Source organism: Halomonas getboli, from assembly GCF_023094245.1.
GTDB lineage: Bacteria > Pseudomonadota > Gammaproteobacteria > Pseudomonadales > Halomonadaceae > Halomonas > Halomonas getboli.
In genome coordinates this window covers 315,180-337,436 of sequence record NZ_JALMEW010000003.1, presented here as the reverse complement: position 1 = coordinate 337,436, position 22,257 = coordinate 315,180, and the positions used below count along the sequence as shown (strand labels likewise).

General features: G+C 66.9%; 17 protein-coding genes and 1 riboswitch. Of the genes, 4 read left to right on the top strand and 13 right to left on the bottom strand.

All coding sequences use genetic code 11. From position 1 onward, the window contains the following. Positions 1-41: 41 nt before the first annotated feature. The 4 genes from MYL53_RS09045 to MYL53_RS09030 form a co-directional block, all read right to left on the bottom strand. Positions 42-1,007: a TAXI family TRAP transporter solute-binding subunit gene (locus MYL53_RS09045; RefSeq protein WP_247853387.1), complete on the bottom strand. Its 966-nt coding sequence runs from the start codon at positions 1,005-1,007 to the stop codon at positions 42-44. Between the two features lie 182 nt (positions 1,008-1,189). Beyond that, positions 1,190-2,386, bottom strand: a complete 1,197-nt coding sequence (gene lhgO, locus MYL53_RS09040) for an L-2-hydroxyglutarate oxidase (protein WP_247853385.1) — start codon at positions 2,384-2,386, stop codon at positions 1,190-1,192. A 101-nt stretch (positions 2,387-2,487) separates the two neighbouring features. Beyond that, on the bottom strand, positions 2,488-3,459 hold the full coding sequence (gene glaH, locus MYL53_RS09035; protein ID WP_247853383.1) for a glutarate dioxygenase GlaH: 972 nt from the start codon (positions 3,457-3,459) through the stop codon (positions 2,488-2,490). A 162-nt stretch (positions 3,460-3,621) separates the two neighbouring features. Then, a complete protein-coding gene (locus tag MYL53_RS09030) occupies positions 3,622-5,040 on the bottom strand; it encodes an APC family permease (protein WP_247853381.1) in 1,419 nt (472 codons plus the stop codon). A gap of 236 nt (positions 5,041-5,276) precedes the next feature. Between MYL53_RS09030 and MYL53_RS09025 the strand changes: the two genes are divergently transcribed. After that, on the top strand, positions 5,277-5,552 hold the full coding sequence (locus tag MYL53_RS09025; protein ID WP_282103447.1) for an XRE family transcriptional regulator: 276 nt from the start codon (positions 5,277-5,279) through the stop codon (positions 5,550-5,552). 93 nt (positions 5,553-5,645) lie between these two features. Continuing rightward, positions 5,646-6,317, top strand: coding sequence for a hypothetical protein (locus tag MYL53_RS09020; RefSeq protein ID WP_247853377.1), 672 nt, complete (start codon positions 5,646-5,648; stop codon positions 6,315-6,317). A gap of 99 nt (positions 6,318-6,416) precedes the next feature. On the opposite strand, the gene ilvD is transcribed toward MYL53_RS09020, so the two are convergent. Both ilvD and MYL53_RS09010 read right to left on the bottom strand, forming a co-directional pair. Continuing rightward, entirely contained in the window at positions 6,417-8,105 is a 1,689-nt protein-coding gene (gene ilvD, locus MYL53_RS09015; RefSeq protein ID WP_247853375.1) for a dihydroxy-acid dehydratase, read from the bottom strand. A 71-nt stretch (positions 8,106-8,176) separates the two neighbouring features. Next, entirely contained in the window at positions 8,177-9,565 is a 1,389-nt protein-coding gene (locus MYL53_RS09010; RefSeq protein WP_247853373.1) for an SLC5/6 family protein, read from the bottom strand. Next, positions 9,555-9,664, bottom strand: a riboswitch (TPP riboswitch). (Overlaps the previous gene by 11 nt.) A 126-nt stretch (positions 9,665-9,790) precedes the next feature. On the opposite strand from MYL53_RS09010, the gene MYL53_RS09005 reads away from it, so the two are divergent. Further along, on the top strand, positions 9,791-10,468 hold the full coding sequence (locus MYL53_RS09005) for a hypothetical protein (protein ID WP_247853371.1): 678 nt from the start codon (positions 9,791-9,793) through the stop codon (positions 10,466-10,468). 22 nt (positions 10,469-10,490) lie between these two features. Here the strand turns inward: MYL53_RS09005 and MYL53_RS09000 are convergent, their stop codons facing one another. The 7 genes from MYL53_RS09000 to MYL53_RS08970 form a co-directional block, all read right to left on the bottom strand. Continuing rightward, complete coding sequence (locus tag MYL53_RS09000) at positions 10,491-11,489, bottom strand: HupE/UreJ family protein (RefSeq protein WP_247853370.1); 999 nt, start codon at positions 11,487-11,489, stop codon at positions 10,491-10,493. Next, positions 11,486-12,322 carry a peptidyl-prolyl cis-trans isomerase gene (locus MYL53_RS08995; RefSeq protein ID WP_247853368.1) on the bottom strand — a complete coding sequence of 279 codons (837 nt, stop codon included), beginning with the start codon at positions 12,320-12,322 and terminating at the stop codon, positions 11,486-11,488. Before MYL53_RS08995 ends, MYL53_RS09000 begins: the two co-directional genes overlap by 4 nt. 252 nt (positions 12,323-12,574) lie before the next feature. Further along, a complete protein-coding gene (locus tag MYL53_RS08990; protein WP_247853366.1) occupies positions 12,575-13,345 on the bottom strand; it encodes a hypothetical protein in 771 nt (256 codons plus the stop codon). 86 nt (positions 13,346-13,431) lie between these two features. Next, positions 13,432-15,297: a DUF3604 domain-containing protein gene (locus MYL53_RS08985; RefSeq protein ID WP_247853364.1), complete on the bottom strand. Its 1,866-nt coding sequence runs from the start codon at positions 15,295-15,297 to the stop codon at positions 13,432-13,434. 88 nt (positions 15,298-15,385) lie between these two features. After that, positions 15,386-15,832: a YbaY family lipoprotein gene (locus MYL53_RS08980; RefSeq protein WP_247853362.1), complete on the bottom strand. Its 447-nt coding sequence runs from the start codon at positions 15,830-15,832 to the stop codon at positions 15,386-15,388. A 21-nt stretch (positions 15,833-15,853) separates the two neighbouring features. Beyond that, complete coding sequence (locus MYL53_RS08975; protein ID WP_247853361.1) at positions 15,854-17,776, bottom strand: DUF3604 domain-containing protein; 1,923 nt, start codon at positions 17,774-17,776, stop codon at positions 15,854-15,856. Positions 17,777-18,070: 294 nt separating this feature from the next. After that, positions 18,071-19,570 carry a CoA-acylating methylmalonate-semialdehyde dehydrogenase gene (locus MYL53_RS08970; RefSeq protein ID WP_247853360.1) on the bottom strand — a complete coding sequence of 500 codons (1,500 nt, stop codon included), beginning with the start codon at positions 19,568-19,570 and terminating at the stop codon, positions 18,071-18,073. A gap of 425 nt (positions 19,571-19,995) precedes the next feature. Between MYL53_RS08970 and katG the strand changes: the two genes are divergently transcribed. Continuing rightward, positions 19,996-22,179: a catalase/peroxidase HPI gene (katG, locus tag MYL53_RS08965; RefSeq protein ID WP_247853358.1), complete on the top strand. Its 2,184-nt coding sequence runs from the start codon at positions 19,996-19,998 to the stop codon at positions 22,177-22,179. Positions 22,180-22,257: the final 78 nt, after the last annotated feature.

Below are 22,257 nucleotides of genomic sequence, written 5' to 3'. Positions count from 1 at the left end.
CGCGGCTCGCCCCTGGGTCATCAACGACATGTCGGCGCGCCTCAGGGACGCTGACGGTCGGAGATCTCGGCGCCCACTTCCTCGTAGTAGCGCAGCGCGCCGGGATGGAAGGCGATCGGCGTGGAGTCGACGCTGAACTCGACGGTGGTGTCGTTGGCCGCCGGATGGATGGCGATCAGCTCGTCGGTGTACTCGAACAGCGCCTTGGTGATCCGGTAGGCCAGGTCATCGTCCATCTCGCTGCTCACCGCCAGCACGTTGGGGATGCCGATGGTCTGCACCGGATCCTCCATGCCCTCGTAGAGGCCGGACTTGAGCTCGTAGGCGGCGAACACCGGCTCCTCGTCCTTGGCGTTGGCGATTTCCTCGTCGGTCAGGCCGATCAGGCGGATGTCGCGGGTGGTGGCCAGGTTCATGATCGAGCTGGTGGGCGGCCCCACGCTCCAGAAACCGGCATCGATGTCGCCGTCGCGGATGGCATCGGCGGTCTCGTTGAAGTTGAGGCGGCGAGCATCGATGTCGTCGTAGGTGATGCCGTTGGCCTCCAGCAGGGTGCTGGCGTTGATCTCGGTGCCGCTGCCCGGCGCGCCCACCGACACGACCTTGCCCTTGAGGTCGGAGAGCGACTCGATGCCGGAATCGGCCATGGTCACGATCTGCACGGCGTTGGGATAGATCGACGCCAAGGCGCGAACGTTGTCGAGCTGGCGGCCCTCGAAGTCGCCGGTGCCGGTGTAGGCCTGATAGACGGTATCGGCCAGCGCCAGCGCCAGGTCGGAGTCGCCGCGCCAGATCAGCCCCATGTTCTCCACCGAAGCGCCGGTGACCTCGGCCACGGCGTCATAGCCGTCGACGTGCTTGTTGATCAGCTCGGCGAGGCCGCCGCCGTAGGGATAGTAGGTGCCGCCGGTGCCGCCGGTGGCGATGGACAGCTGCTGCTGAGCCAGGGCCGCGGGTGCGGCGGCCACCAGAAGTGTCGCGGCGAGTGCCGTCTTGAGTGCGCGCATGAAGCCTCCTGCAGACGATTCGAGAGAATTGTTGTGTTTGTTGGGGCAGCGCCGAGCCAGTCGCTAACTCGCCGATCCGCCTGGAAAAAACGCTAGCAGCCCGCCATCGAAACGACCACACCACCAACGTCGATACGGCTACTACTGTAGCGCTGGCCGGCGACCGCCTTTCAACGTCTCGCTCAGTCTCCGACCAGCTCCTTCACCTTGGCCACGATATGGGCGCCGATCGGCAGCGCCGAGGTGGCCGCCGGTGACGGCGCGTTGCCCACGTTCACCGTGCGCGACGTGTTGACGAACAGGAAGTCATCGACCAGCTTGCCGTCCCGCGATACCGCCTGGGCGCGCACCCCGGCCGGATAGGGCTCCAGGTCCTCGAGGGTCAGGCTCGGGCAGTACTTGCGCACCAGCTCGAGATAGCCGCGCCTGTGCAGCGAGTTCTTCATCTCCGCAAGCCCCGGGCGCAGGTTCCTGCCCAGCACCCGCAGGATGCCCGGATCGGTGAACATCCGCGCCAGGTCGAGCGGCGAGATGTCGCGCTTGCGATAGCCCTCGCGCTTGAAGGCCAGCACGGCGTTGGGCCCCACGGTGACCGAGCCGTCGATCATGCGCGTCAGGTGCACGCCGAGAAACGGCATCGACGGGTCCGGAATCGGGTAGATCAGGTGATTGACGATGGCGTTGTGGCGCTCGGGCAGCCGGTAGTACTCGCCGCGGAAGGGGCAGATGGTGAAGCCCGGGTCCTGGCCCAGCATGCGCACCACCCGATCGGCCATCAGCCCCGAGCAGGTCACGAGATAACGCCCGCTGAACTCGCCGAGGCTCGTGCTCGCCACCACCTCCTGGCGCCGCTCCTCGAGCCCGGTCACCTTGGCACCGTAGCGGATCTCGCCGCCCATCCGCTCGAACTCGCCGGCCATGGCGCGGGTCACGGCGCGATAGTCGACGATGCCGCTGGACGGCACGAAGATGCCGCCGACGCCGGTGATGTTGGGTTCGCGCTCGGCCAGCGCCTCGGGCCCCAGCCACTCGCGCTCGAGGCCGTTGGCCTCGGTGCGCTCCCACAGCGCCTGCATGCGCTGCTTTTCCAGATCGTTGGTGGCCACCAGCAGCTTGCCGCAGCTGTCGTAGGGAATGTCGTGGGCGTCGCAGAAGGCCTTGGTGGCGCGTTTGCCCTCCAGGCAGAAGCGCGCCTTGAGGCTGCCCGGGGTGTAGTAGACCCCGGCGTGGATCACCCCGCTGTTATGGCCGGTCTGGTGGCAGGCCGGCTCGCGCTCCTTCTCCAGCACCAGCATCCGACGGTCCGGATAGGCCTGCTTGAGCTGCATGGCGGTGGACATGCCGAGAATACCGCCGCCGATGATGATGAAATCGTACATGCCGTCCTCGTTGCGATGAGCGTGGGCCACGCCGCGAAGACGGCGTGGCCCGGTCATGCCCCGTTATACCCCCGGGGCGCGATCCGACGTCGCCGCCCGCTTCAACGCTGGGGGCGCGTCGAGGCATGGGTGAAGTAGCCGCGCTGGCGCATCAGCTCGCGGCGCAGCTCCGGATGCGGGGTGAAACGATCCCGGCCGTGCAGCCAGAAGTGGTTGTTGATCAGCAGGAAGCTGCCCACCGGATTGGGCACCGAGAGGATCCCCGCGCTGCCCTCCAGCGATTCGGAGAGCTCGCACAGCCAGTTGCCCTCCTCGAAGTCCTTCGGCTGCACGAACTGGTCGATGTAGGACATGATCGGCCGCCCCTCGCGATCCACGTCGAACACCGGATGGAAGACGTCCCTGGCGACCTTCTTGCTGGGCGGCGCCGCCCAGCGCATCTCGCGGTGCGCCAGCGGATGACGATAGAAGCGCTCGAGGTCTTCCCAGTCGTCCAGGTGCAGCAGCAGCGAATCGCCGCCCTGCATGTGCCGCTCGTCGAGCTTCATCATCAGCACGTAGTCGGTGACCTGCTCGACGAAGGTGCCATCGTTGTGCAGCTCCATCACCCGATGAGGCTGGCGCAGATAGCTGTCGGACTCGTCGACGTTCCTGACCACGAAGCGCGCATAGTACTGGCCGCTCATGGCATCGAAGTTGGAGCGCCCCATCAGGTGCGCCACGGCGGTGGCGAACTTGACCATGTCCTCGGCCTGTTCGACGTCGTCCAGGCCCTCGGGCACCACCTGCAGCCCGCCCGTGGCACGATCCACCAGGGTGTTGATCAGCACCGGCTGCAGGGTGTTGCCGCACAGGTCGTCGAGCAGCTTCGCCACCCGAAAACGCAGCATCGACTTGTACTCCAGCGCCTGCACCGGCCAGTCGGCCACGGCTTCGACGAAGGCCTCGACGACCTCGCGGGAGAAAGTCATCCGCAGCAGCCGCGGCGACTGCGCCGACGGCGTCAGGGTGAAGCCCTCCAGGTCGGCGGGCAGCGGCATGGCGATGTCGGGAATCCGGGTCAGCGCGGTCATCGGGGTCTCCAGGGTGTCGAGGATCGATGCGCCAAAAATATCTACATTTTTATAAAACATCAACACTTGCGAGCCCGGCACGACCGATGTCGAACGCCGAACAACGAAAGACCCCGGCCACGGGCCGGGGTCTCAATCAGGCGGACGGCGCTGGCCGGTTCGTCAGGACGAGGTACCCGCCAGCTCGCGCTGCATCATCCGGTCGCTGTAGTCGACACCGTAGTGGGCCCGCGACCAGACATAGAGCGCCAGGCCGATCAGCATCCAGCCGGCGAACAGCGCCCATTCGAAGGGCGACAGGGCCGACGGGCTGCCGGGCAGGTAGAGGCCGATTAGCGCCAGGGAGAGGATCACCGACAACGCACCCACGGTCTTGCCGCGGCGCACCTTGAACGGACGCGGCATGTCGGGCTCGCGGCGGCGCAGCAGCACGAAGGACAGCGACACGAAGAGGTAGGCGATGACGATGCCCAGCCCGCCGGCGACCACCAGCCAGACCAGCGCCGGACGCCCCAGCAGCGGCGCGGCGGCGGACAGCGCGCCCATCAGCAGCACGGCATTGGTCGGCGTGCGATGCTCGGGGTGCAGCTTGGCCAGGAAGGCCGGCAGCATGCCGGAGTGCGCCAGCGCATAGATGGCGCGAGAGCCGCCGATGAAGAAGGCATTCCAGCTGGTGATGATGCCGGCGATACCCGCCAGGATCATCAGGTTCTCCGCCCAGGGCGTCTGGAAGACCGCCTGCATGGCCGCCGGCACCGCCAGCGAGCTCTCGGCCAGCGCCGCCGGGTCCAGCATCAGGGCGGTGCCGAGAATGATGAGGGCATACCAGAACACCGCCATGACGACCGAGATCATCAGCACCCGACCGATCTCCTTGAACGGCAGGTCGATCTCCTCCGCGGCCTGGGGGATGACGTCGAAGCCGACGAACATGAACGGCACCATGATGATCACCGTCATGATGCCGCCGATCACGCCGCCCTCGACGTTGAACAGCGGCTCCATGGTGGTGGTATGGCCCTCGAAAAGGGCACCGGTGATGAACATGACGCCCACCGCCAGGATCAGCAGGGTCACCACCTTCTGCACCAGGGCGGCGGTGCGCACGCCGAAGTAGTTGATGGCGGTCATCGCCACCGCGCCGGCCATGCCGACCGCCACCCAGGTGGCCTTCACGTCCCAGCCGGCGAGGGTCCACAGCTGCCCCACCGCATAGTGCGGGAACAGGTGCTCGACCACCGTGGGCAGCGCCACGGCCTCGAAGGAGACCACGCTGACATAGCCGAGCGTGATCGCCCAGGTGCACAGGAAGGAAGGGAAATGGCCCATGGCGCGATAGCTGTAGACGTGCTCGCCGCCCACCTGAGGCATGGCCGAGGCCAGCTCGGCATAGGTCAGGCCCACCAGCACGATCACCGCACCGCCGATCAGGAAGGCGGTGATCGCCCCCAGGCTGCCCGCCGACTGGATCCAGTTGCCGGTCATCACGATCCAGCCCCAGCCGATCATGGCGCCGAAGGCCAGGGCCAGCACGTCCTTGCGCGCCAGCACGCGAGAAAGATGCGTTGTATCGCTGTTCATTTTACAGTGTCCTTGTGTCGCGGCAGATCGCGTTGTATTTATGCAACGACGTGCAAAATAAACAACATTCCCAGCGACTTCAAACACTTCGACGTTCCCCGCCCGCCCCTCCTTTGGCGATTTCCGCCATCGTGCGACGGTCGGCGCCGAATCTGGCCGACTCCCCCTTTTGGACACTGGCGAAACGCCGCAAAAGGCTTCATGCTGTGGCAGTCGATTCTGTCCTCTGGAGCATCATGAGCACGGCAAGCCCTTCCAACGCGGAACTCCTCGACCCTCCGCGACGATGCCCTGACCTCGACGTCAGGGACCTGGAACAACGTACGCGACTCATGCGTATCATCACCCGGCTGATCGCCGTATCGGATCTCGGCAACCGCGAGATCGCCCGCCGCGCGGGCCTGCCGATGCAGAAGATCAGCGACCTCCTCGCCGGCCGCCTGGAGCAGCTCACCCTCGATGAGCTACAGGCACTGCGCTGCACCATCGACCACGAACTCACGCCGCCCTAGCCGCCTGGCGACGCGCTCGCCCGCGACTCAGGCCCCGCGGGCCGGTCTCGCCGGCCCTCAAGCCCCATGGATTCGAGATCAGGGAGATTCCCGATGCGCCACCTCATGACCGGCCTGCTGCTGGCCGTCTCGCTGCCCGCCCTGGCCGACGGCCAGGCCATCCTCGAGAGCCAGTCCGGCCAGGGCAACGCCACCATGCAGGTCAGCTGGGCCGGCGACGACCTGCGCATGGACTTCCCGCAGCAGGCTCAGGCCGGCTACATGCTGCTCAAGGACGGCAAGGGCTACATGGTCAGCCAGATGCAGGGCCAGACCATGGTCATGGACATGGCGCGGCTCAAGGAGATGGCCGAGAGCATGGGCAACGACCAGGCCGTCGCCGGGCTGACCAGCCAGCAGGCCGACTCGGTCGAGTCCCTCGAGGCAACCGGCGAACAGCAGACCGTCGCCGGCCTCGAGGGTGACGTCTACCAGCTGGCCTGGACCGACAAGGCCGGCAACGCCCATGACGACACCCTGGTGCTGAGCGACGACGCCCGGGTCCGCGAGCTGATGAGCGCCTTTCACGCCTACCAGCGGACCATGACCGGCGACCCCGACCCCATCGCCATGGCGCTGGAAGAACGCGGGCTCGGCATGCTGAGCTTCGGCGATCGCTTCCGGATCGCATCGCTGTCCGACGAGACCCCGGCCGCCTCCCGCTTCACGCTGCCCGAGGACGCCATGACCTTCGAGGACATGATGAACCAGGCCATCTCCCAGTAGGCCCCCCGGCCGGGTAGCGTATCGCCCGCCATGCAACGAACGACGACGCCGCCCCTGAGGGCGGCGCCGTCGCGTCTGGCATCGATCACGAGCGCGGCGCTAGTCCGGGCGATCGGTCACCGCGCCTTCGGAGGCCGGCCCGACCGTGCGGGCGTACTTGGCCAGCACCCCGCGGGTATAGCGCGGCGCCGGCCGCTGCCAGGCCGCACGGCGACGCGCGAGCTCGGCGTCGCTCAGGGCCACCTCGAGGGTATCGGCCTCGGCATCGATGGTGATGGCATCGCCGTCCTCCACCAGTGCCAGCGGGCCGCCGTCGAAGGCCTCGGGGGTGATGTGGCCGACCACGAAGCCGTGGCTGCCGCCCGAGAAGCGGCCGTCGGTGATCAGCGCCACCTCGCTGCCGAGCCCGCGTCCCATGATCGCCGAGGTCGGGGTCAGCATCTCGCGCATGCCGGGCCCGCCCCGCGGCCCCTCGTAGCGGATCACCACCACGTCACCGGCCACCACGCTGCCGTCGTTGATGCGCGCCTGGGCCTCCTCCTCGGAGCCGAACACCCGGGCCGTACCCGAGAAGCGCGTGCCCTCCTTGCCGGTGATCTTGGCCACCGCGCCCTCCGGCGCCAGGTTGCCGCGCAGGATGCGCAGGTGGCTCTGGGCCTTCAGCGGCGCCTCGAGCGGAGCGATGATGTCCTGGCCGTCAGGATAGGGCTCGACGCCCGACAGGTTCTCGGCCAGCGTCCGACCGGTCACGGTCAGGCAGTCGCCGTGCAGCAGCCCGGCGTCGAGCAGGATCTTCATCAGCGGCAGGATGCCGCCGATCTCGACCAGCTCGCTCATCATGTAACGTCCGCTGGGCCGCAGGTCGGCGAGCACCGGCACGCGCTTGCCGATCGCGGTGAAGTCGTCGAGGGTGATCGACACGCCGATGGCGTCGGCCATGGCGATCAGGTGCAGCACCGCATTGGTCGAGCCGCCCAGGGCGATGACCACGGTGATGGCGTTCTCGAAGGCCTCGCGGGTCATGATGTCGGCGGGCGTGATGCCGCGCTCGAGCAGTTCAAGCACCGCCTCTCCCGCCGCACGGCAGTCGTCGCGTTTCTCCTGCGACACGGCGTTCTGCGCCGAGCTGCCCGGCAGGCTCATGCCCAGCGCCTCGATCGCCGAGGCCATGGTGTTGGCGGTGTACATGCCGCCGCAGGCGCCAGGGCCGGGAATCGCCGTTTCCTCGATCTGCTTGAGCTCGATGCGGTCCAGGTCGCCGCGGGAGTGAGCGCCCATGGCCTCGAACACCGAGACGATGTCGGTGTGCCCCGCCCCGGGCAGGATGGTGCCGCCGTAGACGAAGACGCCGGGACGGTTCAGCCGCGCCAGGCCGATCAGGCAGCCCGGCATGTTCTTGTCGCAGCCACCGATGGCCACCAGGCCGTCGAAGCCCTCGCAGCCCGCCACCGTCTCGATGGAATCGGCGATCACCTCCCGCGACACCAGCGAGTACTTCATGCCCTCGGTGCCGTTGGCGATGCCGTCGGAGATGGTGATGGTGTTGAAGATCACGCCCTTGCCGCCGGCCGCATCGGCACCGGTACTGGCCTGCTCGGCCAGCTCGCCGATGTGGCTGTTGCAGGGCGTGACCCGGCTCCAGGTGGAGGCGATGCCCACCTGGGGCTTGGAAAAGTCGGCGTCTTCGAAACCCACCGCGCGCAGCATGGCGCGGCTGGCCGACTTGCCGACGCCATCCACCACCGGGGCGGAATGGCGTCGACGGGGATCCTTTGGCGTATCGCTCATGATGCAGCCTCCTCTGATCGATGCGGGGGAACCTTCAGAGGGTGGCCGTCATCCCGCGGCCTGGCAACCGGTCAGGCCGTACGTTGGACCACGGCCGGACGCCACCAGGCCACCAGCAGCGCCACCGCGCTGGAGACCGCGAGCGCACCGAGGAAGGGCGGCAGGGTCGGCACGCCGCCGGGGAAGCTCACCGCCAGCAGGCCCGCGAGCGCGCTGCCCGAGACGATCCAGCCCGGCAGCACCGCGCCCGCCAGACCGGCGATGCCGCCGGCCAGCGCCGCGGTGGCGCTCATCCGCGCCCACAGCCCCAGCAGCACCGGCACCACGATGGCCGCGCACAGCAGATCGGCGATCAGGAACAGCCGCAGCACCGAGAGCCCCTGCAGGGCGATCGCCACCACCGGCACCATCAGCGCCACGGTGACCCAGCGGGCCGCTCCCAGTGACAGACCGCGCCGGCCGCTGCCGGCCACCACCAGCGAGGCAATGCCGTTCTGTAACGTGTCGACACTCGAGGCCACCAGCGTCACCGCCAGCACCAGCGCCGGCAGCGCCAGCCAGCCCGGGGCCTCGGCCAGCAGCGCGAAGAAGGGAATCGGCGGCTCGCCCAGCGACACGCCCGCCATGGCGGCCAGCATGCCCAGCCCGCCGACCACCGCCACCACCAGCACGGTGATACCGCCGCCCAGCCAGGCACCGCGGCCCAGCGCCCGGTCGTCCCGGGCCGCCCAGACCCGCTGCCAGTAGCCCTGGTGGAAGAGGTTGGCCGCGGTCACCGCGATCACCAGCGTCAGCGCCACGGACAGCGCATCGGCGGCGGGTATCGACGGCAGCGCGGCCTCGCCCGGCAGCTCGGGCAGCCGGGCGAACGCCACGCCGCCCACCACCAGCAGCAGGGCCAGCAGCAGCCAGGCCTGCCAGCGATCGGTGGCGAGGCTCGCGCGCAGTCCACCGAGCGCCGTGTAGAGCAGGGTCGCCAGCGCCACGCCGACCACCACCAGTGCCACCGGCACGTCGGACAGCAGCCCGGTGATGGCGCCGATGGCGGTCAGCTCGGCGGCCAGGAAGCAGCCCATGTACAGCACCGAGACCAGCGCGACCCAGCGGCGGATGCCGGTGCCGAAGCAGGCCTCGGCGTACTCGCCGATGCTGCGCCCCTCGGGCAGGCGGCGACGGATGGCCGGGCCAAAGGTACCGAGCACGATGAACGGCAGCGCCGAGCCGATGGCATAGCCGGCCAGGCCCAGCGGGCCGACGAAGGCGCCGATCTCGGGCGGCGCGAAGAGGATCCAGGCGCCCATCCCGGAGGCCAGGAAGGACAGTCCCAGGGTCGAGGCCGACTGGGAGTTGCGGGCGGTGACGTAGTCGTCGAGCGGCCCGTCGGCCCGACGGGCACGCAGGCCCAGAACGGTGAAACACAGAAGCGCCGCGCCAAGCACGGCTGACGTCAGATAAGGCATGTCGCACTTCCTCCGCCGGCATGAACCGGATCAGGTTCCAGGGTCAGCGACGAACGCTCTCTCAGCCATGCCCTCGGCATGACTCCCCTGGCGACAGTGAATGAATTGTGGTGGCGATCCTCGACGGCCCTCAAGACAATGCTCGAATGGCCGATATCCGGATGGCCGCGCCATCATGACACAACGACGCCGACATTCGAACGCGCCACACCCCGGAAGCCCGCCATGCCGTTTACCGAAGCCCATGAACACGCCCCCGGTTGCCTGCACCGGATCTTCGCCGACCCCTACACCGCCTTCGACAACCGGGTCGGCGAACGCCTGCTCCATCTGCGCGTGGCCCTGCAGGCCCTGCTGGAGGCCCCGATGCGCCAGGGGCGCCTGACGCTGAGGGTGATCCACGGCTGGGAGAACGGCGGCTGCGCCCCCGAGGCGCTGCGGCACAGTGACCATCCGCTGCGTGCACTGGCCGACCTGCACGCCGTGGCCGAACGCTACCGAGAGGCCGTCGAGGCGCTGGCGCCGCTGCCCGGCGAGGCTGCCATCCTGCTCGCCGAGCCGCTGACTGCCGCCCTCGCTGCCGCCGCCAGCGAGGGAATCGAGATCGACGCCGAGACCCGCGCCAATCCGGCACGCTGGCCGGCCTTCACCCGGGGGCTCACGCTCTACACCTTCTTCAAGGTCTATCATCGACTGATTTACGGCGAGGACGAGGCCTACCGCGCGATTCGCTGCGAGACGACCGAAGGCACCCGCGAGATCCACGAGTTCCACCTGGAGGAAGGCGAGTTCGCCGTGATGTGCCCCGTCGAGGGAGAATCCGGCGAGAGCGTGCTGCTGCTCCACGAGAGCCAGCTGGAGCCGCTGGGCGAGCTGCTGGAGGAAGGGCTGGCCCACCGCTGAGCGCGGCAGGCTCGACAAGGCGTCAGAACGCGGCGACCCGTTCGATGACCCAGAACGCGGACAGACCACCTATGGCGTAGCTGGCGCCTCTCGTCATGCCTGCCGCCCACTGGCGAATGCCGGGATACAGGTGCCGGGCCGCGACGCCGACCATCAACACGAAAGCAATGAACATCACCTGGCCCAGCTCGACGCCGACATTGAAGGCAAACAGTGCCAGCGGAATATCGCCGTCCGGCAGGCCGATCTCGCGCAGCGCGCCGGCAAAACCCAGCCCGTGGATCAGGCCGAAGGCAAAGGACACCAGCCAGGGGAAACGAGTAGCGAAGGGATCTCGGGCCTCGGCCGGCAGGGACAGCTCATAGGCCAGGAACACGATGGAGAGCGCGATCACGGCCTCAACGGGCGGCGGCGGCACCCTGAGCCAGCCGAGCGAGGCGGCCACCAGCGTGATGCTGTGCGCCGCGGTAAACGCCGTGATGGCCCACAGCAGGCGGGTCCGCTGGCGAATCAGCAGCAGCAGCGCGAAGACGAACAGCAGGTGGTCGATGCCTTCGAGAATATGCGTCACGCCGAGCGCGATATAGCTGCTCAGGATGCCCACGACTCCGGCCTCCTCGGGCACCGAGAAGGCGGTCTCGGATGCGGTCAGCCGATGGACCTGCGTTTCTCCCGGCGTCAGCTCATAGCGGACCAGAGCGTCGGTATTGGTCCGATCCAGCCCGGCGATCTCGATCACGCCGCTCGCAAGCCCACCCGGGCAGCGGGCCACCCAGCCGGTCGTCCAGGCACGTCCATCGAAATCCGGCGGCGGAGGCGTCTCATACGAACAGGCATCGGGCAGGCGTGCCTCGAGCGGCATCGGGCGGCCGCTCACGTTGGGTACCCTCCAGGTCACACGCCAGCGATCCTGGTTCAGGGACACCAGGTCCAGGTAGGCCGGATCGAGGGCATGGGCGGAGGCCAGGGTCGGCAGCGATGTCGTCAAGACCAGCATCAGGACGAGCAGGAGTCGCTTCATGGGGCCAGCACCTCTGCCGCCTCGGGCATGGTAACGGAGTAGCGCGCGAGCAACGCTTCGCCGAAGCTCTCACGCATTTCCTGAGTCTTCTTCGCACGCCACTCGGCCTCGACGCGCGCCCGGATCTCGGCCAGGGGCGGCAACACGGCCTCGGCGCGGTTGGTCACGCGCACCAGATGCTGGCCATAGGCGCTCTCGACGGGCCCCTGCCAGCGCCCCGTCGGCATTTCGACCAGGGCCGCATGAACCCCCTTGCCGAACAGGCGGTCGACCGCGGGGGCCGCCGTCATCGGCATCGACATCGGCAGCAGGCTCGCCGCGCCCAGCGACGAGGGAGACGCATTCCCTTCCAGTGCGGTCTTGATCGCCCGGGCCTCTTCGGCCTGCCCCTGAGGCAGCTGGACCTGCTGGAAGGCAATGCGTGCCGGCCGCTCGAAGTCCGCCCGATGCTGGTCGAGATACGCTTGCAGCGTCGCGTCGTCCGGCTCCAGCGCCGCGGCCCCGGACTCCGCCAGGAAGCGCATCTTGAGGTTCAATCGGTTCCGGATCACCGCATCCCCCCTGTCGAGGCCAAGCGCCAGGGCTTCTCGCACATGGGCTTCTTCCAGCACCCAGGCACGCATCAGGCCCTCCAGCTCCTCCGTCGTGGGCGGTCGATTCCAGGTGGCCGTGAACTGCTCGGCCAGGCGCGAAGCCTTCTGTGGTGTCAGGGTGATCGCATCGGGCGCGGGCGCCGCGGCCTCCTCATCGAGGACCGAGAATACGGCAAAGATCAGCAGGCCCAGCACGAAGAAATGGAGGAGCGGAGAGAGGAGAATCTTGCGAAGTATCATAGTGCCTTCCTGTGATGGACCTCACACGAGAACCGGAGCCGGATCGCCTGGGTCGATGGACGTCCCGACCAAACCATCACCCACGGAACAATCCTCGACAGCCGACAAGAGATGAGCTGCCGAGGGAGGCTCGCCCAAACACGGCCGCGACCACCCTCACGACGTGATCCCAGCTTCTCGCATCCATGATCGGGCATCGTTGCTCGAGGAGGCCGGGATATCGCGTCAGCGTCTCGTTCTGGTCGCCACCGCTTATGGCAGCAGCAGCTTCGCGGTGACATTGATGGTGTCCGAGGCACTCACGCCTTCATCGTAGAAGTTGTGCTCGTAGCTGGCCGTGAACTGCACCGGATGCTGTCGAATCCTGACCAGCTTGTTGAGGGCCACGCCCAGGGGCAGGCTCACCCAGTCGTGGCGCTCCCAGTCATAGGTGACCGACATGTCGGAGGCCCCCGCCGACCAGCCATTCCCCAGGTTGTAGTTCACGATCGGCTGCACGATTGAGATATTCACGTCGCGGTAGTCGTCATCTCCCGCCACCGTGAACACGTTCTGGTTGAACAGCCCCCAGATCCCCCAGGGCTTGCTGGCCACGAAGCCCACGGCCGGACCGAGGCCCCATTTCTCGGCGCTCAGGCCGTCTTCCCCGGTCGGCAGCAGCGCTACCGCACCCACGCCGAATCGCCCCCATGACCGGTCGAAGGTCACAAGGTCGAACAGGGTCATGTCGGACCAGCCGCTCGCGTCATTCGGCGAGTCGGTCACGTAAGGCGCGGTGAGTCGGAAGATGTTGCTGTAACCGCCCAGCGTGAACGGAACGGCGGCGCGGAACTGCAGGCGGTTTCCGTCACCGTCGGAGAGGTTGTGATACTTGTAGGTGTAGAAGTCCTGCAGCTGGAAGGACATGACGGAGGCCGTGGGGTCGTTGGCCTCCGAGCCCAGACTGTCATCCTGCGCCATGGCCACTCCGGCTGGCAGCACGGCCGAAAAGATAGCGATAAAAAGCCTGTCGAGTGTCAACATCCCCTGATCCCCAGCTTGTCCCTTGATGCCGTGAATGTGCACGACCCGATGAGAGCCGTGCACACTGCCTTTGCTACCCTGCTTGGCTATGCGTCTGGCGTGTACCAGATGGGTGAAGTGTAGGCTCGCTCTTGCTGGCTCACGGGAACGCCCTCCGGCCGTTCGATCCCGAAGAAGACCGCGTCATAGGTCGTCCAACGCGGGGTCGGAATCTCCAGCACTCGTATGTAATAAAACGCCCGCTGTTCGGGATCGAAGTCCGGATCCTGCCAATAGGCTCCCAGGGCCGGGGCACCGATAGCATTGGTGTAGGTCGCCGTTTCGGCGTCCACGGTATTGCCCACCGCCGGCAGCTTGCCGTCAGTATCCGGCGCTCGATCTCCCGACCAGGCGACGTCATAGACGCGCTCTTCGGTCTTACCGTCGGGCGTCGTCCAACCCTTCACGACCTGCACGCGGTCAAGATTCGCACCGTCGGGATCGCGCAGGGCGCGGATCATCAGCCGCGGCGTCCCTTCCTCGGGCCTTGGTGCCAGATCGCCGCCCATCGGCACCCCGTTCTGATAGCCGTAGGCGGCGAAATCGGAGCGACCCATGTCGGCCTCGTCGAAAGCCCAGCCGCCGAACACGCGCACGCGCATCCGCGTTCCAGTCGTGGCGAACACCTCCTTACGCGCCATCGCGTCCCAGAGCGCCTCGCGGGTGTTCTCGCGGGCCCAGACGGCGGCAAGACCGGCGGCAATGGCATCGGCATGGGTCAGATCATCGGAGGGATCATCGGGGGTAGCGCGGCCAGTGATGGCCTCCTCGTAGCGGATCGGATCCCCCGTCGGCTCGACGAGCGCAACCTTGCCAAAGAAGTTGTCCTCTTCAGCCGTCGACAGCCCCGTATGCGCATCGGTCGATCCCACGACACCAAACTTGAAGGGGTTGACGCCAAGCTCGGCATCATAGGCAAGCCCCCGCATCAAGGCGTTGCGGGCATACTCCTTGGGCAGCATCTCGGGCGTCTTGGGCTCCGGTCCGAAACTGCCCTTGTCCCAGGTGCCATAATCGGCGAACTCGTCCTCCGCCGACAGCATCGGGTGAGCCTCGCCGTCCCCTTTGATCTGCGTGATCTCGTAGAGCGGCTCGTAGCGCATCCGACGCTCCGCGTAGTCGCCGCTGAGCGGCTCGCCACTCAGGGTGATGTCATCGAACATCAACCCATTCGAGAGGTTGCCGCCGTGCGGGATCGCGAGCATCCGGCCGCCGGTCTGCTCCTCATAGTCGGCCATCCACTGCCAGAGAACCTCCGGATCGTCGGTGTCATAGGAGCTGATAGGTACTATCTGATCGGCCCGATCCTTTCCATCCCGATAGATCACATTGCGGTGCATGTTCGAGCCGTTCGGCTGCGACGTCCATTCGAAACCGATGAAGCTGGTGAAGGTGCCAGGCTGGTTATGCTGCTCGGCGGCCTCGGTCACTCGCTCCCACATCGTCTGGCCGAAGGGCGTACCGGCCAGTGGATCGTCCCCCGCAAAGGTCGCCTGCATCCAGAACTCGTAGGCGGCAATCTGGGACTCCTCGGTGCCGGGGGCAGCGATCTCGGCTATCCGCGCTCCCCAGTCGGTTTCGGTGAGAATCGGATCCTCATCCGACAGCGCCGCCGGCAGGCCCAGATTTTCCGCATGATCCGTAACGACCAGGAAATCCAGCGGACGCCGCAGCCGTGCCGGCACCCCGTTCGATGAGATCACCTCCTCGCCCTTGGCAAAGCGATAGGCGTCGCTGGGCGTGGTGGTCGCCCCGACGAGACCCGCATCAGCCGAGTAGGACGTATGCAGGTGCGTGTCTCCGAAGAACACCTGGTTCGGAAAGTCTTCCCGCAGGTAAGGCGAATACTCGATCTCTCGATCGGGCATGTCGACTTGCAGCTCCTGCGCCGCCGCGGGCAGGGCCAGGGTCATAGCGAATGCCAGGGTGCACTTGGGGAAATGCCTGGGAGGGTGCATGGCGATGTCCTTTATCGACTCAGTTATCGGCCCAGTGGATCAGTCACTGGCGCGAGACCATGATGCTCACGGGTTCACCGGCCTCGCCGGCGAACGGATCGACATGCTCCGTACTGGTGAACAGCAGCTCGCCGTCCATCGTGATCCTCGCCCGCAGCCCGTAGGTCATGCGCTCGTCGATGGCCTCGGGGTTATAGGCCAGCCGGAACGGATACGGCGGTTGACTGCCATCGACGTTATGGGTGTAGTCGGTGAGCACGGTGGCGGGGGCATCCGCACGCGACTGCTCCTCGAGCGTCACGACGACCCTGGCACCCGGCGGCAGTGCCATGCGCTCCCGATACCACACCTCACCGCTGATGACCCGCATCAGGGAGTTGTCCGGCTGCTGCATCGCCTGCTCCTCCGATGCCATCTGGGCACCGCAGCCGGCCAGCAGCAGGGCACAACCTCCCACGATCCCTGACGTGATTGCGTTGTTCAGTCTCATGTTTCGCTCCTCTGCCATGTCTTACGGCGTGTACCAGATCGGTGAGGTATAAGCGCGCTCGGTGACGGTCATCGGCACCTCCGGCGCGAAGTCGGCGTCCTCGAAATAGGCCGCGTCATAGGCCGTCCAGCGCGGCGTCGGAATCTCGATCACCCGGGCGTAGTAGAAGGCCTTTAGCGATGGATCGAAGTCGGGATCCTGCCACACGGTGATCAGCTCGGAGGCGCCGATGGTGTTGGTCCAGGTGGCATTCTCGACATCCACCGTGCTGCCCACCATCGGGACCTTGCCGTCCTCGCCCGGCTCGCGATCGCCGGACCAGGCCACGTCGTAGATCCGCTCCTGCATCTCGCCCTCGGCGTCGAGCCAGCCCTTGACGATCTGAATGCGGTCGAGGTTGCCCGAGAGCGGATCCTTGATCGCCGCGACGAGGAAGTTGGGCGCCTCGCTTCCCTCCGGCGCCGGCGTCAGGTCGCCGCCCATGGGCACGCCCTTGCCATAGCCGACCACCGCCGGGTTACGCCCCTGGGCGTCCTCGGCCACGAAATCCCAGCCGCCGAAGAAGCGCACGCCAATGCGCGATCCCGTGGTGCCGTAGACCTCCTTGCGCTTCATCGCATCCCAGATCGCGGCGCGCGTATTCTCCTGTGCCCACACGGCGGTCAGCCCAGCCGCACCAAGCTGCCAGTCCTTGACGGTGCGGCCATCGAAGTCGAAGGCGTTGCCGGTCGAGCGCTCCGGACCGGGCTCGCTGGCCGGAAACTTGCCGAAGAAGTTGTTCTCCTCGGCGGAGGAAATGCCGGTGTGATCGTCGGTGCTGCCGACGAGGCCGAACTTGAAGGGGTTGGTACCGAGTTCGTCCTCGAGGGCGAGGCCGCGCTTGAGTGCCTCGCGGGCGTACTCGTACTCGATCATGCCGGGCTCCTTGGGCACCACGTTGAGATTGCCCTTGTCCCAGATCTCGAAATCGGCGAACTCGTCCGAGGGAGCGAGCGAAGGATGCTGCTCGGACGTACCCTTGCTCTGGGTGATCTCGTAGAGCGGCTCCCAGCGCTGCCGCTCCATCGCCCATTCGGCATCGATGGGTTCGCCGTCCGGCGTCTCGGTGGCGAACATCAGGCCGTTAGACAGATTGCCATTGTGCGGAATCGCCAGCAGCCGGCCGCCGGTCTCCTCCTCGTACATCGCCATCCAGTCCCAGAGCTCATTCGGAATCTCGGTATCGAAGGTGGTCAGCGGCCTCACCCGGTCGGCGAGGGCCTTGCCGTCGCGGTAGATGACGTTACGGTGCAGGTTGTTGCCGCCGCCGTAGTTCGACGACCATTCATAGCCGATCATGGCCGAGAAGGTACCGGGCTGGTCGTGGCTCTCCACGATCCGGGTCATCTCGCGCCACATGTCAAACTGGGTCTCATTGTCGGTCAGCTGCTCGGGCAGGGTCCCCTGGGCCTGCTGGGCAATGATATCCATCATCACTTCGGTCGCCGCGGAGCCACCCTCACGCATCCCTTCATGCCAGCCCTTGAGGGTGGGGTCGGCCATCAAGGCAGGATCGCCCTCGTAAACGCTGGCGATCACACCCAGCGCATCCGAATGGTCCGCCACCACCATCCAGTCGTAGGGGCGCGACAGGCGCACCGGCTGGCCGGTGCTCGAGGTGATCTCGCCCCCCTTGGCGTACTGCAGCGCTTCATCGGGGCCGACGCGGGTGCCGCCGGCAAAGGCGTCGCCCGACCAGGAGGTATGCAGGTGCTGCTCGCCCCACAGTGGTCGCATCGGATACTGACGCCCCGCATAGGGCGAATATCCCGGCTGATCGAAGAAACGTGCGGTACGTTCCGGATCGATGGTGCCGGCATCGGTGGTGACCTGGGCGGCCGCGGGGAGCGCCGCCAGCGACAGCAGGGTGGCAAGCAAGGTCGAGGACAGCATCGTCGAGCGCATCGAGGGCTCCTTGATCGGGGTCAGGGGATCATCGACGCCTTCCCCCGGGGCGTTACCCTCTTGTGGCGCATGCCCGCGGCATGGCCCAGACGAAGAGGGGGCGGCGCGCTCCATGAGGCCTGTCTGAACGTCCTAGGCGGTTGGAGACGAAACCAGCCACTTCCAACATAGCAGCGTTTCCGCATGTCGCTTCACCGCTCGCCGCCCTTCGGGGCACGGCGATCAGGGATCGCAACGACGACGGCCCCGCCTCTCTCGAGGCGGGGCCGTCGATGGACACCGAGCGGGGTAGGATCAGCTCAGCGAGATGGTGCTGTTGATACCGCTGGAGACGTTCTCGGGCTCGAACCAGCGCGCGGTGACGGTCTTGGTCTGGGTCCAGAAGGCGATCGCCTGCTTGCCGTTGGGCCCCAGGTCGCCGAGCTTGGAGGCCCGCGAGCCGGTGAAGCTGAAGTAGGCCACCGGCACCGGAATCGGCACGTTGATGCCCACCTGGCCGACGTCGATCTCGGTCTCGAAGCGCCGCGCCACCCAGCCGGAGTTGGTGAAGATCGAGGTGCCGTTGCCATTGGGGTTGGCGTTGATGAAGTCGATCGCCTCGTCGAGCGTCTCGACGCTCACCACGCACAGCACCGGGCCGAAGATCTCCTCGCGGTAGATGGTCATCTCGGCGGTCACGTCGGCGAACAGGGTCGGGCCGACGAAGTTGCCGTCCGGATAACCCTCGACCGCGCAGCCACGGCCGTCGACCAGCAGCCTGGCGCCTTCCTTCTCGCCGGTGGCGATCAGGTCTTCCACCCGCGCCTTGGCGGCCGGCGACACCAGCGGGCCGAGGTCGGCGTCGCGCTGGGTGCCGGGGCCGACCTTCATGTTGCGGGCGCCGTCGACGATATCATCCAGCCACTCGCGGGCCTGGCCCACCAGCACCACCACCGAGTTGGCCATGCAGCGCTGGCCGGCGGCGCCGAAGGCCGAGCCCAGCAGGTTGTTGATGGCCTGGCTGCGATTGGCATCGGGCATCACCACGCAGTGATTCTTGGCGCCCATCATCGCCTGGGCGCGCTTGCCGGCCTCGGAGGCGCGACGATAGAGCTGGGTGCCGACGTGGGTCGAGCCGATGAACGACATCGCCTTGATGTCCGGGTGATCGCAGAGCCGGTTGGCCACGTCCGGGCCGCCGTGGACCACGTTGAGCACGCCGTCCGGCACGCCGGCCTCGTGGGCCAGCTCGACCAGCCGCATGGTCGAGCTCGGGTCCTGCTCGGAGGGCTTGAGCACGAAGGTGTTCCCGGTGGCGATGGCCAGCGGGAACATGAAGCACGGCAGCATGATCGGGAAGTTGAAGGCGGTGATCCCGGCGCCGACGCCCAGCGGCTGATTGAGGGTGTAGACGTCGACCTCGGTGGCGGCGTTCTCGGCCAGCTCGCCGAGCTGCAGCGAGGTGATCGAGCAGGCGTGCTCCACCACTTCCAGGCCGCGGCCTACCTCGCCGGCGGCATCGGGCAGGGTCTTGCCGTGCTCCTCGGTGATCAGCGCGGCCAGCTCCTCGGTGTGCTCGCGGATCAGTGCCTGCAGCTTGAGCATGATGCGCTGGCGCTTGGCCAGCGGCACTCGGCGCCACTCGAAAAAGGCGGCCTTGGCGCTGGCCACGGCACGATCGACCTCCTCGAGGGTGCAGAACGGCACCCGAGCGACCACCTCCTGGGTGGCGGGATTGACCACGTCACGCCATTCCTGGCTCTGTGAAGTGACGGCCTGGCCATCGATATACAGCGGAATCTCTCTGACGGACATCTGGCGGCTCCTTGGCGAAGTCGAGGCAAGCGACGGCCCGCCCCGGCTCCTGCAGTTTGTGATTGTTATCCGAACATCGGCCCCGTTCGCGACTTTATGCCAACATGGCGCCGAACACGGCATTGCGGTAACCGAAGCATCGAGTTTAGGGAGAGCGCGAATCGCCAGGCAAGCCGGGGGCGACCAATGGACGAGCCCTTCATGCGACGAACGACGAGCGTCGTTCCCGGGCGATAAAGGTTTGCTATCAAGCTGTTCGGGAAAGAAAAATGGCACTCACGCCCCCCGCCACTAAGCTGTATTCGAGAGGCTGGACACCTGCGGATATCCGCCGATTTCCCTGAAGTCGGCTTGGCAGCGACACGATGCCGCCTCCATCGATTTCTGGAGCAGCAGCCTACGTTCACGCGATGAAGGAGAGAAAGATGGGTGACGCAACGCAACAAGGCAGTGCAGGCAAGTGCCCGGTCATGCACGGCGGCAACACTGCCGCCGGCCATTCCAACACCAACTGGTGGCCCGAGGCGCTGAACCTCGACATCCTTCACCAGCACGATCGCAAGACCGACCCCATGGGCGAAGACTTCGACTATCGCCAGGAGGTCCGCAAGCTAGACTTCGAGGCGCTGAAGAAGGACATGCACGCGCTGATGACCGACAGCCAGGCCTGGTGGCCGGCCGACTGGGGGCATTACGGCGGCCTGATGATCCGCATGGCCTGGCACGCCGCCGGCTCCTACCGCATCGCCGACGGCCGCGGCGGCGGCGGCACCGGCAACCAACGCTTCGCCCCGCTCAACTCCTGGCCCGACAACGTCAGCCTCGACAAGGCGCGGCGGCTGCTGTGGCCGATCAAGAAGAAATACGGCAACAAGATCAGCTGGGCCGATCTGATCATTCTCGCCGGCAACGCCGCCTACGAAACCATGGGCCTGAAGACCTACGGCTTCTCCTTCGGCCGCGAGGACATCTGGCATCCCGAGAAGGACGTCTACTGGGGCGCCGAGAAGGAGTGGCTGGCCCCCTCCGACGAGCGCTACGAGAACGTCGACCAGCCCGAGACCATGGAGAACCCGCTGGCCGCGGTGCAGATGGGCCTGATCTACGTGAACCCGGAGGGCGTCAACGGCAATCCCGACCCGCTGAAGACCGCTGAACAGGTGCGCGAGACGTTCAAGCGCATGGCCATGGACGACGAGGAGACCGCGGCGCTGACCATCGGCGGCCACACCGTCGGCAAGACCCACGGCAACGGCGACGCCGAGGCCCTGGGGCCGGAGCCGGAGGCGGCCGACGTCGAGGAACAGGGTATGGGGTGGAAGAACCCCAACATGCAGGGCAAGGCCGCCAACGCGGTGACCTCCGGCCTCGAGGGCGCCTGGACCACCCACCCGACAAAATTCGACATGGGCTACTTCGACATGCTGCTCGATCACGAGTGGGAAGTCAGGACGAGCCCCGCCGGCGCCAAGCAGTGGGAACCCGTCGACATCAAGGAGGAAGACAAGCCGGTCGACACCACCGACCCGTCCATTCGTCATAACCCGATGATGACGGACGCCGACATGGCGATGAAGATGGACCCCGCCTACCGCGAGATCCTCGAGCGCTTCCGCAAGAATCCCGCGCAGTTCGAGGACGCCTTCGCCCGCGCCTGGTTCAAGCTGACCCACCGCGACATGGGGCCGAAGACCCGCTACATCGGACCGGAAGTGCCGGACGAGGACCTGATCTGGCAGGATCCGGTGCCGGCCGGCAACACTCACTACTCGGTCGAGGCTGCCAAGCAGAAGATCGCCGAAAGCGGGCTGTCCATCGCCGAGATGGTCGCCACCGCCTGGGACAGCGCCCGCACCTATCGCGGCTCCGACATGCGCGGCGGCGCCAACGGCGCCCACATCCGCCTGGCGCCGCAGAAGGACTGGCCGGGCAATGAGCCCGAGCGCCTGGCCAAGGTGCTGAAGGTCTACCAAGGCATCGCCGATGAGGTCGGCGCCAGCCTGGCCGACCTCATCGTGCTCGGCGGCAGCGTCGGCATCGAGCAGGCGGCCCGCGCCGCCGGCCACGACGTGCGGGTGCCCTTCTCGCCGGGCCGCGGTGACGCCAGCCCCGAGATGACCGACGCTGACTCCTTCGAGCCGCTGGAGCCTGTCGCCGATGGGTTCCGCAACTGGCTGAAGAAGGACTACGTGGTCAAGCCCGAGGAACTGCTGCTCGACCGCGCCCAGCTGATGGGCCTCACCGCCCCCGAGATGACCGTGCTGATGGGCGGCATGCGGGTGCTGGGCACCAATCACGGCGGCACCCGGCACGGCGTGTTCACCGACCGCGAGGGTCAGCTGACCAACGACTTCTTCGTCAACCTGACCGACATGGCCAACAGCTGGAAGCCTGCCGGAAAGGGGCTCTACGAGATCCGCGACCGCAATACCGACCAGGTGAAGTGGACCGCCACCCGCATCGACCTGGTGTTCGGATCCAACTCCGTGCTGCGCTCCTACGCCGAGGTCTACGCCCAGGACGACAACGAGGCCAAGTTCGTGAAGGACTTCGTGGCCGCCTGGACCAAGGTGATGAACGCCGATCGCTTCGACCTCGATCTGGCCTGATCCCACCTCCGGCCGCCGCGCCCGCGGCGGCCCCTGACGACATCGCGCCGGCCCTCGTGGCCGGCGCGCTTCGTTTTC

What these genes read in the sequence shown, in the direction of transcription:
- katG (WP_247853358.1), top strand. Translation starts at nt 19,996, where the DNA reads ATGGGTGACGCAACGCAACAAGGCAGTGCAGGCAAGTGCCCGGTCATG.
- MYL53_RS08990 (WP_247853366.1), bottom strand. Translation starts at nt 13,345, where the DNA reads ATGTTGACACTCGACAGGCTTTTTATCGCTATCTTTTCGGCCGTGCTG.
- MYL53_RS08975 (WP_247853361.1), bottom strand. Translation starts at nt 17,776, where the DNA reads ATGCGCTCGACGATGCTGTCCTCGACCTTGCTTGCCACCCTGCTGTCG.
- MYL53_RS09020 (WP_247853377.1), top strand. Translation starts at nt 5,646, where the DNA reads ATGCGCCACCTCATGACCGGCCTGCTGCTGGCCGTCTCGCTGCCCGCC.
- MYL53_RS08980 (WP_247853362.1), bottom strand. Translation starts at nt 15,832, where the DNA reads ATGAGACTGAACAACGCAATCACGTCAGGGATCGTGGGAGGTTGTGCC.
- MYL53_RS09005 (WP_247853371.1), top strand. Translation starts at nt 9,791, where the DNA reads ATGCCGTTTACCGAAGCCCATGAACACGCCCCCGGTTGCCTGCACCGG.
- MYL53_RS08970 (WP_247853360.1), bottom strand. Translation starts at nt 19,570, where the DNA reads ATGTCCGTCAGAGAGATTCCGCTGTATATCGATGGCCAGGCCGTCACT.
- MYL53_RS09045 (WP_247853387.1), bottom strand. Translation starts at nt 1,007, where the DNA reads ATGCGCGCACTCAAGACGGCACTCGCCGCGACACTTCTGGTGGCCGCC.
- MYL53_RS08995 (WP_247853368.1), bottom strand. Translation starts at nt 12,322, where the DNA reads ATGATACTTCGCAAGATTCTCCTCTCTCCGCTCCTCCATTTCTTCGTG.
- ilvD (WP_247853375.1), bottom strand. Translation starts at nt 8,105, where the DNA reads ATGAGCGATACGCCAAAGGATCCCCGTCGACGCCATTCCGCCCCGGTG.
- MYL53_RS09025 (WP_282103447.1), top strand. Translation starts at nt 5,277, where the DNA reads ATGAGCACGGCAAGCCCTTCCAACGCGGAACTCCTCGACCCTCCGCGA.
- MYL53_RS09010 (WP_247853373.1), bottom strand. Translation starts at nt 9,565, where the DNA reads ATGCCTTATCTGACGTCAGCCGTGCTTGGCGCGGCGCTTCTGTGTTTC.
- MYL53_RS09030 (WP_247853381.1), bottom strand. Translation starts at nt 5,040, where the DNA reads ATGAACAGCGATACAACGCATCTTTCTCGCGTGCTGGCGCGCAAGGAC.
- MYL53_RS08985 (WP_247853364.1), bottom strand. Translation starts at nt 15,297, where the DNA reads ATGACCCTGGCCCTGCCCGCGGCGGCGCAGGAGCTGCAAGTCGACATG.
- MYL53_RS09000 (WP_247853370.1), bottom strand. Translation starts at nt 11,489, where the DNA reads ATGAAGCGACTCCTGCTCGTCCTGATGCTGGTCTTGACGACATCGCTG.
- glaH (WP_247853383.1), bottom strand. Translation starts at nt 3,459, where the DNA reads ATGACCGCGCTGACCCGGATTCCCGACATCGCCATGCCGCTGCCCGCC.
- lhgO (WP_247853385.1), bottom strand. Translation starts at nt 2,386, where the DNA reads ATGTACGATTTCATCATCATCGGCGGCGGTATTCTCGGCATGTCCACC.